Here is a 12,507-nt window from a genome sequence, read left to right on the forward strand (position 1 = left end):
CTCAGGACCCGGCCGGCTTGAGCTTCGCGTACACCTGCGAGGCGTCCGGCCGCTTCCACACGGCGGGGAACGCGTAGAGGTCGTCCTTCGTCGGCCAGCCCGTGAAGGCCTTGTCGTTGTACTCGGTCGGCACACCGCCGGTCAGCACGGGGATGTACGGCATGGACTTCTCGAGCTCGACCTGGATGGCGTCGTAGTGCTGCTGGCGCGAGGCGTCGCCGCGGTCGGTCTTCTTGAGCTCGGCCAGCGCGGCGTCCACGGTGGCGTTGCTGAACCGGGAGAAGTTCGGGTTCGCGGCCTGCCCGACGGGCGCGGTCGTCGCGGTCGAGAAGAAGTAGCTGTAGGTGTAGTACGGGTCGGGCGCCGGGCCCTGCTCGACCGAGTCGATCAGCAGCTCGAACTGGCCGCGGCCGCGCGCGTCCGCCCACTCGTTCCACGACAGCTGCTGCGGGGTGATCTTGATGCCGATCTTCAGCAGCTGCTGGGCCAGCGTCTCGAGCGTGGTGATGTAGTCGGTCCAGCCGGCGACCACCTTGACGGTCAGCGCGAGCGGCTTGCCGTCCTTGGCGTAGATGCCGTCGGGACCCTTCGCGTAGCCGGCGGCGGTGAGGATCTTGTCGGACTCGGCCGTGTCGGCCTCCATCGGCGCCATGCGGTCGGTGAGCTTCGCGCTGATCAGCGACTCGTCCCGCGGCTGGAGGGTGTAACCGGGGGACATCGCGCTCGCGGTGTTCTGGAACGCCAGCGAGTTGATCTGCGTGCGGTTCATGCCGTGGTAGATCGCCTGGCGCACGGCCGGGTCGGTCTGGGCGCCCTGGCAGCCGAGTTGTGCGTTGGAGCAGGTGAACAGCGCGACCTGGTTGAGCGGCAGCGTGATCACCCTGTAGCCGGGGTAGTTCTTCTCGACGTCCTTGATGTCCGGGACCGGGCCGGTCTGCCAGTCGATGGAGCCGGCCTTCAGCGCGTCGACACCGGCCTGGTTGCCGGACAGCGACAGGTACCTGACCTGCTTGAGCGCGGGCTCACCGCCCCAGTACTTCGGGTTCGACTTCAGGGTGAACGACTGGGCCTTGAACTCGCCGAGCTGGAACGGGCCCGTGCCGACGGGGTTCGGGTTCACCTCGGTCGCGGGTGTGGCGTAGCCCTTCCAGACGTGCTCGGGCACGATCCACAGCTGACCGAGCACCTGCGGTCCGTCCATGTAGGACGGTTCGGGGAACTTGACCACCACGTGCGTGTCGTCGACGGCGGTGGTCGTGCCCTTGAATCCCGTCCTGTTGACGGCGGGTGTCTTGGCGACCATGTCGAGCGTGAACTTGACGTCCTCCGCGGTGAACTTCTCGCCGTCGGACCAGGTCACACCGTCTCTGAGCGTGATCGAGAGCTCCGTGCCGTCCGCGTTCCAGCCGAACTCGGTGCCGAGCATGGGCTTCGGTGGGCCGTCCTTCGCGATGTTGAAGAAGAACAGCGGTTCGTATATCGTGCCCGGCCCCTCGATCTGGGTGGGGGCGTAGGGGTTGAAGTTCAGCTGGTAGTCGCCGGCCTGCCCGGTGTAGACGACGAGCGTGTCGCGTGCCCTGCCCGCTCCGCCGGAGCCGGAGCAGGCGGCCGTGGCCGCGACGACCACCGCGAGACCGAGAGCGCTGAGCCGCTTGTGCAGGAACATCGTTGATCCTCCCCGAGGCTGGGTGGTGCGCGGCGAGGATTCTTCAGTTACTAAACAAAGAAAGTCAACGCCTGAGGATGCTTTACTGATCCCGAACCTGTCGACGGGCAGGTTCGCCGTTCGACGGAGGAGTGCAGTGAGCGGACCGGCGCGGGTGACCCACGCCAGCACCAGGGCGGCCGTGCTGGACCTGGTCAGGGCGGCCGGCATGATCAGCCGGGTCGGCCTGGTCAACGCCACCGGGCTGACCGGCGGGACGATCTCCACGGTCGTGCGCGGCCTGATCGACGAGGGCCTCGTCGCCGAGACCGGGCACGCCGAGTCGACCGGCGGCAAGCGCCGGGTGATGCTCCAGCTCAACCACTTCGCGCGTTACGCCGTCGGCGTGCACCTCGACGACGCGCGGATCACCTACGTGCTGACGAACCTCGGCGGCGCGGTCGTCGCCCGGATCTCCCGCGCGGGCGCCGCCGCCGACGAGCCCGCGGCCGTGGTCGCGAGGGTGGCCCGCGAGGTCGACGCCCTGATCGACAGCGTCGGTGTCGAACGCGGTCGAATCCTCGGTCTGGGCCTCGTGGCGGCCCGCCCGGCGGAGCACCAGGAGTTCGGCCGCGCACTCGAGCGGGCCACGGCACTGCCCGTGGTCCTGGACCACGACGCGACGGCGGCGGCGATCGGCGAGCACTGGTCCGGCGGCGTCGGCGCGACCTCGACGTTCGCCGCGCTGTTCATGGGCACCGGCATAGGCGCGGGCATCGTGCTCGGCGGCACCACCTACCGCGGCCCGAGCGGCCACACCGGCGAGATCGGCCACACCTGCCTCGACCTCGACGGCCCGCGGTGCTGGTGCGGCGCGCGGGGCTGCCTGGAGGTGCTCGCCGGCCCGGCCGCAGTAGTCGAGCAGGCTCGCGCCGACCGTGCTCTGAGCCGCGCGGCCGGCCTGGTCGGCGGCAGGACCCGCGCGGCCACCCCGGTGGCGGCGGACTTCGCGGCGATCAGCAGGGCCGCCCGCCAGGGCAACACCCGCGCGGTGGCGCTGCTCGAACGCTCCGCCCGCTACATCGCCGCGGCGGCCAGGGGCCTCGCGAACGTGCTGGACCTGGAGGTCCTGGTCCTCACCGGCCCGAGCTTCGCGATCGCGGGCTCCGTCTACCTGCCCGTCCTGCGCGTCGAACTCGACAGCGCGTTCATCGCCCGCGACGCCCACCCGATCTCCGTGCGCCTGTCCCCGTCGGCCGCCTCGGCCCCGGCGATCGGCGCGGCCGCCATCGTGCTGCAGTCGGAACTGGTGCCGCGCCGCCAGGGCCTGCGCCTGCCCGACGACCTGGCGGCCGAGGAACCTCCGGTCTTCCTCGCCCGCTGAGGCATTGCGCTCTCGCGCAATAGCTACTGGGCGTGCGCGCGAGCGTTGTTAACTGCCGCCATGGTTTCGTTCACCAAGATCGCCGGCCGGGTCTCGGCCGCCGCCGTGGTAGCGCTCTCGGCCGTCGTCGCCCACGCACCGGCCGCGAACGCCGCCGCGCAGGAGTTCATCTACTCGGGCCAGAGCTACGGCTACGCCGGCGCGACGTTCGACTGGGCCGGCCGCAGCTCGGTGCGCAACATCGACCTGCTCGTGTCCGACTGGGGCTGCGACGCCAAGCCGGTGTACGCGTACTTCCTGTTCTACAACGGCTCGCTGCACCCCGACACCACGCCGACGCGCCGCTACGACTACTCGGGCTGCGACAAGGAGGACCACACCGCCTACAACGACCTGACGTGGTCGATCAGCGGCGACTCGATCACCTACATGGGCGTCGTCGTCTGCCGTGACGCGGCGGACGGCCCGTGCAAGGTGGGCGGGCTGTCCGGACGCAACCCCTACGCGTAGGGGTTCGTCGCACGACGGAAGGGCGGTGGCCCCCTGCCCGGGGCTGCCGCCCTTCTGGCTTGGCGGGGGTGGAGGCTGGTGCGGGTGGCCGGTGCGGGCAGCAGGTGTGGCGGGGCCGGGGTGGGGGAGGCGTCGTGGCGCAGCCTGCGGGCACGGGCACGGACGGCGGGTGGGCGAGGCCGTCCGAGGCGGCACGTGTGGCGGGCCGCTGGTTGCGGCCTCGAGAGGGCCGCCGATCACGCCGCCGCTCCCTCCCACCCGCCCTCCACAAAGGACCCCAGTCGAACACCGCCCGCACGTTCGACACCTCCGTTCGACGATATTCGACACCGGTTCGACCCCCTCCTTGACGCTCGTCATGCGCCGATGCAAACTCCGGAAAGCGTTTTCCAGCGATGAGGCCGGGGGTCGATGAGCGCTCTAGACGAACTGCGCCGGCTGCGCAAAGACGGCGCTCAGGTGCGCAAAGGCGACAACCGGGCCGCGTTCTGGTTCCTGGCGCCCTGGTTCGCCGGACTGCTCCTCATCACGGTCGGCCCGGTCCTCGCGTCCTTCGCGCTGGGCTTCACGAAGTACAACCTGATCCAGCCGCCGCGGTTCATCGGCCTCGACAACTTCGCCCGCGTGCTGAGCGACGAGCGACTGCACAACGCGCTGCGGGTCACGTTCACCTATGTGCTGGTGTCCGTCCCACTCCAACTGGCGTGCGCGCTGGGAGTGGCTCTGCTGCTGAACAAAGGGCTGCGCGGGCTCGCCTTCTACCGCTCGGCGTTCTACCTGCCGTCGCTGCTCGGGTCGAGCGTGGCGATCGCGGTGCTGTGGACGCAGGTCTTCGGCACCGACGGGCTGGTGAACCGGGTCCTGGGCTTCTTCGGCGTCGAGGGCCGGGGGTGGATCTCCGACCCGGACACGGCGTTGTCGACGCTGATCGTGCTGAACGTGTGGACGTTCGGCTCGCCGATGATCATCTTCCTGGCCGGGCTGCGGCAGATCCCGGAGGTCTACTACGAGGCCGCCGCGATCGACGGGGCGAGCCGGTGGGCGCGGTTCCGGTCGATCACGATGCCGCTGCTGTCGCCGATCCTGTTCTTCAACCTGGTGCTGCAGATCATCCACGCGTTCCAGTCGTTCACGCAGGCGTTCGTGGTGTCGGGCGGCACGGGTGGGCCGTCCGACTCGACCATGTTCTACACGCTCTACCTGTACCAGCAGGGTTTCAGCCGGTTCGACATGGGTTACGCGTCGGCGCTGGCGTGGTTCCTGCTGCTGATCATCGCGGCGTTCACCGCGGTCAACTTCTGGGCGGCCAGGTTCTGGGTGTTCTATGACGACTAGAAGGGTGTCCGCTCCGCTCAAGCACCTCGGCCTGGTCCTCATCGGGTTCGTGATGCTCTACCCGGTGCTGTGGATGGTCGTGAGCTCGCTGCGGCCCGGCGACGAGATCTTCCGCAGCCCCGGACTGATCCTCGACGGGCTGCGCACCGAGAACTACTCCGAGGGCTGGAACGCGCTGACGCCGTCGTTCGGCACGTACCTGCTGAACTCGGCGGTGCTGGTGCTGGGCTGCATCGTCGGCAACCTCGTGTCGTGCTCGATGGCGGCCTACGCGTTCGCGCGGTTGCAGTTCCGCGGCAAGCGCTGGTGGTTCGGGATCATGCTCGGCACGATCATGCTGCCGATCCACGTGATCATCGTGCCGCAGTACGTGCTGTTCTCGAACATCGGCTGGGTCAACACGTTCCTGCCGCTGATCGTGCCGAAGATCCTCGCCACCGACGCGTTCTTCGTGTTCCTGATGGTGCAGTTCATCCGCGGGCTGCCGCGAGAGCTGGACGAGGCGGCGCGCATCGACGGGTGCGGGCACCCGCGCATCTTCCTCCAGATCGTCCTGCCGCTGATGACGCCTGCTCTCGCCACCACGACGATCTTCACGTTCATCTGGACCTGGAACGACTTCTTCAGCCAGCTGATCTACCTGACGGACCCGGACATGTACACGGTCCCCGTCGCCCTGCGCTCGTTCGTCGACTCGACCGTCGCCACGTCGTGGGGCTCGCAGTTCGCGATGAGCGTGGTGTCGCTCGTCCCGATCTTCCTCGCCTTCCTGATCGGCCAGCGGTACCTCGTCAAGGGGATCGCGACGACCGGGGGCAAGTAGCCGAAAGGACAGCTCATGAGCAGAGGTGTTCGCCGCGGCGCCGTGTGGGCGGTGCTGCTGTCGCTGACCGCGTCCCTGGCGGCGTGCGGGTCCGGGTCCGACGCGGGGGGCGACCTGACGTCGGAGAAGGTCACGCTGCGCTTCACCTGGTGGGGCGCCGACGACCGGCACAAGCGCACCCAGCAGGTCATCGAGATGTTCCAGCGCAAGCACCCCAACATCACCGTCAAGGGCGAGTTCAAGGAGTGGAACGGCTACTGGGACAGCCTCGCCACCACGATGGCGGCCAACGACGCTCCGGACGTCATGCAGATGGACGAGCTCTACATCGCCTCCTACGCCGAGCGCGGCGCGTTGCTCGACCTGAACGAGGCCAAGAAGCACCTCGACACCGCGAACTTCGACCAGAAGGCGCTCGCCACCGGTGCGATCGGCGGCAAGCAGTACGGGCTGCCGGTCGGCCTCGGCATGTACTCGATCATGGCGAACCTCGACCTGCTCGCGAAGTACGACATCCCGGTGCCCGACGACACCAAGTGGTCGTGGGACGACCTGAAGTCCATCGGCGACCAGGTGTCGAAGGCCGGTGGTGGTCAGGTGTTCGGCGTGCAGTCGCCGGGCATCAACGACGCGGCCGGGCTGAGCATCCGGGCGCGGCAGCAGGGCAAGGCGATGTTCGACGCCGACGCCAAGGTCGTGCTGCCCCGGGAGATCGCGCGCGACTACTGGCAGTACATCCTGGACCTCTCGAAGTCCGGTGCGGCCGCGGCGCCGTCGGTGACGATCGAGAAGGCCTCCGCCGGCCTGAACCAGTCGGCCACGGCGACCAACACCGCCGCGTTCGGCCTCTGGTGGAACACGCAGCTGACGGCGTTGACCGCGGCGAGCGGCCAGAAGCTGAAGCTGTTGCGACTGCCCGGTGAGACGCAGGGCTCGGCACCCGGTGCCTACTACAAGCCGTCGATGTTCTGGTCGGTCTCGGCGCGCTCGAAGCACCCGGCCGAGGCGGCGGCCTTCGTCAGCTTCCTCGCGAACGACGAAGAGGCGGCGAAGGTCCTGCTCACCGAACGCGGCGTGCCGGCCAACCAGAAGATCCGCGAGGCGATCGCGGGCCAGTTGAAGGACACCGACAAGGCCGCCAAGGAGTACCTCGACACCGTCCCGGTCAGCGACCCGCCCAGGATCACCCCGAACGGCGCCAGCACGCTCGACACGATCCTCAAGCGGCACACAGAAGACGTGCTGTTCGGCCGGACGACACCCGACGCGGCGGCGGCGTCCTTCATCAAGGAAGTCCAGTCCGAAGTGGACGCGGCCAGGTGAGGCGCGCGGCCGTCGTCGGCACCGGCGCCATCGCGGCGGCCCACGCCGAGGCATTGCGGGCGGCGGGGGATCGTGTCGAGCTGGTCGCGGTGGTGGACGTGGACGCCGATCGCGCCTCGGCGTTCGCGAAGGAGTGGGGTGTCCCGCGCACGCATCCCACCTCCACCGCCCTTCTGGCGGCGGAGGAACTGGATTTCGTGCACGTGTGCACACCGCCGCGCCACCACGTGCCGATCGCCCTCGAATGCCTGGCGGCGAACGTCCACGTGCTGGTGGAGAAGCCGCCGGCGTTGTCGTTGAGCGAGGTCGACGCCCTGATCGCGGCCGAGCGCGCGTCGGACGGGCGGGTCGCGACCGTGTTCCAGCACCGCTTCGGACCCGCCGCGATCCGGTTGCGGCGCCTGGCCGCCGAGGGCGTGCTCGGCCGGTCGTTCGTCGCGAAGTGCGACACGCTCTGGTATCGCGGCGACGCCTACTTCGACGTGCCGTGGCGCGGGACGTGGGAGAGCGAGGGCGGTGGCCCGACCATGGGCCACGGCATCCACCAGTTCGACCTGCTGCTGTCGGTTCTCGGGCCGTGGCAGGAGATCCGGGCCGTCGCCGTCCGGCAGGCGCGGGCCGTGCAGACCGAGGACGTCTCGATGGCGCTCGTGACGTTCGCCGATGGCACGGTCGCGTCGGTCGTGAACTCCCTGCTGTCACCGAGGGAGACCTCGGAACTGCGGTTCGACTTCGAGCGCGCGACGGTCGAGGTCGAACACCTCTACGGCTACACGGACGCGCATTGGACGGTCACGCCCGCGCCCGGTCACGAGGACGTCGTGCTGCGGTGGCGGGAGGAGCAATCCGGGATCGTGAGTGGCCACCGGTGCCAGGTGGCGGCCTTCCTGGACGCGCTGGACGAGGGCTCGGCACCACCTGTCTCCCTCGCGGACACCCGGACCACGATGGAGTTCGTCGCCGCGCTCTACGCCTCCGCGTTCACCGGAACCGTCGTCAAAGCGGGTCAGATCGGCCCGGACAGCCCTTTTTACGCCTCCATGGAAGGGATCGGTGCCCCGTGGGCGAACACCCGGTGATCACGCGGCGGGACTCGGCGCTCGTCGTGTCGGCCGGTGACGTCGAGCTCTTCCGGTACGTCCACCGGCCTTCCACCCCCGCGTTCGAGGGCCCGAAGCCGTACCTGCACCCGGTGCGGTCGCTCGCCGGGGACGTGGTGACGGCGTTCCGCCCGCACGACCACCGCTGGCACAAGGGCGTGCAGATGACCGCGACCGACGTGTCCGGCGAGAACTTCTGGGGTGGCGTCACGTACGTGCGCGACCGGGGCTACGTGGTGCTGCCGAACGTCGGCACCATGCGGCACGAGGAGTTCGAGGTCGAGGGGCCGCGGATCGGCGAGCGGCTGTCGTGGTTCACCGAGGCGGGACAGCGCTGGGTCGGGGAGACGCGGTCGTTCACCGTGGACGTCGAGGACGAGTCGTGGACGCTGGAGTTCGCGACGACCCTGACGAACCTGCGTGCGGAGCCGTTGGTGTTCGGCAGTCCGACGACGAACGGGCGCGAGCTCGCGGGTTACACCGGGTTCTTCTGGCGCGGACCGCGGTCGTTCACCGACGGCGTGGTGCTCGCCGCCGACGGTGGCGCCGGGCAGGAGATGATGGGCGAGGCCGCGCGGTGGCTGGCGTTCATCGGGCACCACGACGAGGTGGACCGTTCGTCGACGCTGCTGTTCGTGGACCACCCGGACAACAAGGGCACGCACTGGTTCGTGCGCAGCACGCCGTTCGCGGCGGTCAACCCCTCGTTCGCCTTCCACGAGACGGTGGAACTGCCCGCGGGGGCGGACTTGAGCCTGCGCTACCGGCTCGTCGTCGGCAACGGCGAATGGTCGCGCGACCGACTGGAATCCTATGTGGAGGAGCATCCGTGGTGACGCCGTTCCCCGGTGGGGTGGGCATTTCCGGCCTGCGTGTGTACGACTGGCCGTCGGTGGACGGGGTGTGCGGTGGCTCGCCGCACGTCCACCTCGCCTGTTCGGAGTGCTACTACGTGATCGGCGGGCAGGGCAGCGTCCAGACCCTGACGCCGCGCGGGTTCGCCGAGACGCCGCTGCGCGAGGGCACCGTCGCCTGGTTCACCCCGGGCACGGTCCACCGCCTGGTCAACGACGGCGACCTGCGGATCATCGTGATCATGCAGAACAGCGGCCTGCCCGAGGCGGGCGACGCGGTGTTCACGTTTCCGCCCGAGGTGCTGGCCGACGAGGAGAGGTACCTGTCCTGCGCACAGGCCGCGGACGAGGAATCGGCGCGCAAGCGCAGAGATCTGGCGTTCGAAGGCTTTCTCGAGTTGCGGCGTTCCGGTGATCTGCAGGCGTTCTACCGCGCCGCGGCGGGGCTGAAGCGGAATTCCCTGGACGCCTGGGACAAGCGCTGGCGCAGCGGCGCGCTGGCGTCGGCGGAACGCACCGGCGAGCACCTGGACCGGTTGCGGGACGGCGACATCGCGCACCTCGCCGACGCGGACGTCCACGTGACACAGAACGAAGGGCCGCAGCGGTTCGGCATGTGCGGCCGGCTCGACGTGTACTGATCGAATTCGAGTCGAAGAAATTCACCGGGGCGTTGTTCGACCCGTTCGACGCTAGCGTTTCTCGTATGAAACGTTTCAATTCTCTCTCTGCGTTGCTCGCGGTCGCCTTGACCGCGAGCGGTGTTCCGGCTCTCGCGGACGAGGCGCCGGCACGCGGACTCGTCAGCATCCGGTCGGAGCGCGGCAACTTCGTCTCGTGGCAACTGCTGGGCTCTGACGCGGCGAACGTGGCGTTCGACGTCTACCGCGACGGTGTGCGGGTCAACCGCGCCCCGCTGACCACGGCCACGAGCTATCTCGACGAGGGCGCTCCAGCCACCGCGACCTACTCGGTGCGACCGCTGCTCGGAGGCGTGGAACCGGCGGCGGCCACGCGGTCCGTCGGCACACTCGCGACGAGCAGGGACGTCCCCCTGCAGATTCCCGCCGGCGGCACGACCCCGTCCGGCGAGGCGTACACCTACGTGGCGAACGACGTGTCGGTCGGCGACCTCGACGGCGACGGCGAGCAGGACCTGGTGCTGAAGTGGGATCCCACCAACGCCAAGGACAACTCGCAGTCCGGCTACACCGGCAACGTCTACCTGGACGCGTACAAGCTGAACGGCACCAGGTTGTGGCGGATCGACCTCGGCCGCAACATCCGGGCGGGCGCGCACTACACGCAGTTCCAGGTGTTCGACTACGACGGCGACGGCCGCGCCGAGCTCGCCGTGAAGACCGCCGACGGCACGCGCTCGGGCACCGGCCAGGTGATCGGCAACGCGAGCGCCGACCACCGCAACAGCAGCGGTTACGTCCTGGCCGGCCCCGAGTACCTGTCGGTGTTCCGCGGCACGGACGGCGCCGTGCTCGACACGGAGAACTACGTGCCCCCGCGCGGAACCGTGTCGTCCTGGGGCGACAGCTACGGCAACCGCGTCGACAGGTTCCTCGCCGGAACGGCCTATGTGGACGGCGCGCGACCGAGCATCGTCATGGCGCGCGGCTACTACACCCGCAGCGTGATCTCGGCGTGGGACTTCCGCGGCGGCCAGCTCACCCGGCGCTGGACGTTCGACTCGGCCACCCAGACGAACCGCGCGGCCTGGGAGGGCAAGGGCAACCACCAGCTGTCGGTGGCCGACGTGGACGGTGACGGCCGCGACGAGATCGTCTACGGCTCCATGGCGATCGACGACAACGGCAGCGGCCTGTGGCAGAACGGCACCCGCCACGGCGACGCCCTGCACGTGGGCGACTTCATCCCGTCCAGGCCCGGCCTGGAGGTCTTCAAGCCGTCCGAGTCCACCACCGACGTGACCCACTGGATGGGCGACGCCCGCACCGGCCAGATCATCTGGAGCGCGCCGTCCTGCGGCTGCGACAACGGCAGGGGAGTGGCCGCCGACATCTGGGCGGGCAACCCCGGCGCCGAGGCGTGGTCGTCCTCGGTCGGCGGTCTGCGCAGCGCCACCACGGGAGCCCAGGTGTCCGCGCGCAAGCCGGGATCCACGAACTTCGTGATCTGGTGGGACGGCGACGCGCAGCGCGAGCTGCTCAACGGCACCACCATCGACAAGTACGGCCCCAACGGCGACACCCGCCTGCTCACCGGCTCGGGAGTGGCCTCGAACAACGGCACCAAGTCGACGCCCGCGTTGTCCGCGGACATCTACGGCGACTGGCGCGAGGAGGTGGTCTGGCGGACGTCGGACAACCGGGCTCTGCGGATCTACTCGACCACGGAGCCGACGGAGATCCGGCGGGTGTCGCTGTTGCAGGACCGGCAGTACCGGGTGGCGGTGGCGTTCCAGAACACGGCGTACAACCAGCCGCCGCACCCGAGCTTCGCGACTCCCTAGAGGTGCCGGCGGAAGTGCCGGAGCTGCGTCTCCAGGTGGCTGGTGGGCGTGGTGTGCTTGCCGAACCGCGACACCGTGATCTCCTTGGGCGCACGCACCTCGTGGTACGCCGCGTACACGGTGGACGGCGGGCACGTCTCGTCCATCAGCCCCACGCTGAACAGCGTCGGCGCGGTGATCCGCCGTGCGAGCAGCGCGCAGTCGACGTACCGCAACGTGTTCAGCGCGGTCGGCACGAGCGCGTCGTGCTGGGCCAGGAAGTCGCTGATCTCGGTGTACGGCGGCGTGCCCCCGATGCGGATCGCGCGGTGCAGGTCGCACAGGAACGGCACGTCGGAGTGGCAGACGCGCACCTGCGACGGCCTCAACGCCGCGGCGGCCAGTGCCAGCGCCCCACCCTGGCTGCCCCCGGTGACGGCGATGCGGTCCGGGTCGGCTCCGGGCAGTTCGGCGGCGACGTCCACGGCTCGCGCGGCGTCCAGGAACAGCCGCGTGTAGTAGTAGCCCTCCGGCGAGGAGATGCCCCGAGTCATCACACCGGGGTGCTCCGGGCCCGTGCCCGCGCCCGCGTCGGCCGTGGCACCGACGGACCAGCGGCCGCCCTGGGCCCGGCTGTCCATCACGAAGTTCGCGAAACCCAGGCTCGGCAGCAGCGTGTGCTGGGCCGGCACGCCCCGGCCGCCGCCGTAGCCGATGTACGTCACCACCACGGGCAGCGGTCCGTCGCCCGGTGGACGCAGGTACCAGCCGCGGACGCGGTGGCCGTGGGCGCCGGAGAACTCCACGTCGAAGACCTCCAGCGGCCGGTAGAGGTCCGGCTCGTGCGGGGTCAGCACCGGTGCGGCCGCGGCGGCCGAGGTCTCGGCCAGCCTGGCCGCCCACCACGAGTCGAGGTCGTCCGGCTCCGGGGTGGTGACGCGGTGCAGGAGCAGGTCTTCCTCGGGCATGTCGACGACGGGCACGCGGCCTCCTCAACCGAGCAACGGGTCCCTGTGATCTTCACACGGCTCAGCGGCGCGACGGCAGGGGCACACGCGACCAGTCGGTG

The 12,507-nt window shown here is 69.7% G+C and carries 11 protein-coding genes; 9 read left to right on the forward strand and 2 right to left on the reverse strand.

What is annotated here, in order from left to right:
- Position 1 precedes the first annotated feature (1 nt).
- Positions 2 to 1,666: an ABC transporter substrate-binding protein gene (locus tag ND450_RS03335; RefSeq protein WP_253324681.1), complete on the reverse strand. Its 1,665-nt coding sequence runs from the start codon at positions 1,664 to 1,666 to the stop codon at positions 2 to 4.
- A gap of 136 nt (positions 1,667 to 1,802) precedes the next feature.
- Here ND450_RS03335 and ND450_RS03340 point away from each other — a divergent pair, with 136 nt between their 5' ends.
- From ND450_RS03340 to ND450_RS03380, 9 genes are all read left to right on the forward strand, one after another.
- A complete protein-coding gene (locus ND450_RS03340) occupies positions 1,803 to 3,029 on the forward strand; it encodes an ROK family protein (protein ID WP_253324682.1) in 1,227 nt (408 codons plus the stop codon).
- 60 nt (positions 3,030 to 3,089) lie between these two features.
- Positions 3,090 to 3,539, forward strand: a complete 450-nt coding sequence (locus ND450_RS03345; protein ID WP_089920052.1) for a hypothetical protein — start codon at positions 3,090 to 3,092, stop codon at positions 3,537 to 3,539.
- A 411-nt stretch (positions 3,540 to 3,950) separates the two neighbouring features.
- Positions 3,951 to 4,874, forward strand: a complete 924-nt coding sequence (locus ND450_RS03350; protein ID WP_253324683.1) for a carbohydrate ABC transporter permease — start codon at positions 3,951 to 3,953, stop codon at positions 4,872 to 4,874.
- The gene (locus ND450_RS03355) at positions 4,864 to 5,697 is read left to right on the forward strand and encodes a carbohydrate ABC transporter permease (protein ID WP_253324684.1); all 834 of its coding nucleotides are present in this window, start codon (positions 4,864 to 4,866) and stop codon (positions 5,695 to 5,697) included. Before ND450_RS03350 ends, ND450_RS03355 begins: the two co-directional genes overlap by 11 nt.
- Positions 5,698 to 5,712: 15 nt before the next feature.
- Positions 5,713 to 7,020, forward strand: coding sequence for an ABC transporter substrate-binding protein (locus tag ND450_RS03360; protein WP_253324685.1), 1,308 nt, complete (start codon positions 5,713 to 5,715; stop codon positions 7,018 to 7,020).
- Positions 7,017 to 8,099, forward strand: a complete 1,083-nt coding sequence (locus tag ND450_RS03365) for a Gfo/Idh/MocA family protein (protein WP_253324686.1) — start codon at positions 7,017 to 7,019, stop codon at positions 8,097 to 8,099. The genes ND450_RS03360 and ND450_RS03365 overlap by 4 nt, the downstream gene beginning before the upstream one ends.
- Entirely contained in the window at positions 8,081 to 8,956 is an 876-nt protein-coding gene (locus ND450_RS03370; RefSeq protein ID WP_253324687.1) for a PmoA family protein, read from the forward strand. The genes ND450_RS03365 and ND450_RS03370 overlap by 19 nt, the downstream gene beginning before the upstream one ends.
- On the forward strand, positions 8,950 to 9,615 hold the full coding sequence (locus ND450_RS03375; RefSeq protein ID WP_371927637.1) for a cupin domain-containing protein: 666 nt from the start codon (positions 8,950 to 8,952) through the stop codon (positions 9,613 to 9,615). The genes ND450_RS03370 and ND450_RS03375 overlap by 7 nt, the downstream gene beginning before the upstream one ends.
- Positions 9,616 to 9,680: 65 nt before the next feature.
- Positions 9,681 to 11,459, forward strand: coding sequence for a rhamnogalacturonan lyase (locus ND450_RS03380; RefSeq protein WP_253324688.1), 1,779 nt, complete (start codon positions 9,681 to 9,683; stop codon positions 11,457 to 11,459).
- Here the strand turns inward: ND450_RS03380 and ND450_RS03385 are convergent.
- Entirely contained in the window at positions 11,456 to 12,421 is a 966-nt protein-coding gene (locus tag ND450_RS03385) for an acetylxylan esterase (protein ID WP_253324689.1), read from the reverse strand. The two genes, ND450_RS03380 and ND450_RS03385, sit on opposite strands and share 4 nt — an antisense overlap.
- Positions 12,422 to 12,507 lie beyond the last annotated feature (86 nt).

The organism is Lentzea sp. HUAS12 (assembly GCF_024125735.1).
Lineage (GTDB): Bacteria > Actinomycetota > Actinomycetes > Mycobacteriales > Pseudonocardiaceae > Lentzea > Lentzea albida.

Excerpts from the sequence above, each read along its gene's own strand:
- ND450_RS03345 (WP_089920052.1), top strand. The coding sequence starts at position 3,090 with ATGGTTTCGTTCACCAAGATCGCCGGCCGGGTCTCGGCCGCCGCCGTG.
- ND450_RS03335 (WP_253324681.1), bottom strand. The coding sequence starts at position 1,666 with ATGTTCCTGCACAAGCGGCTCAGCGCTCTCGGTCTCGCGGTGGTCGTC.
- ND450_RS03350 (WP_253324683.1), top strand. The coding sequence starts at position 3,951 with ATGAGCGCTCTAGACGAACTGCGCCGGCTGCGCAAAGACGGCGCTCAG.
- ND450_RS03355 (WP_253324684.1), top strand. The coding sequence starts at position 4,864 with ATGACGACTAGAAGGGTGTCCGCTCCGCTCAAGCACCTCGGCCTGGTC.
- ND450_RS03360 (WP_253324685.1), top strand. The coding sequence starts at position 5,713 with ATGAGCAGAGGTGTTCGCCGCGGCGCCGTGTGGGCGGTGCTGCTGTCG.
- ND450_RS03380 (WP_253324688.1), top strand. The coding sequence starts at position 9,681 with ATGAAACGTTTCAATTCTCTCTCTGCGTTGCTCGCGGTCGCCTTGACC.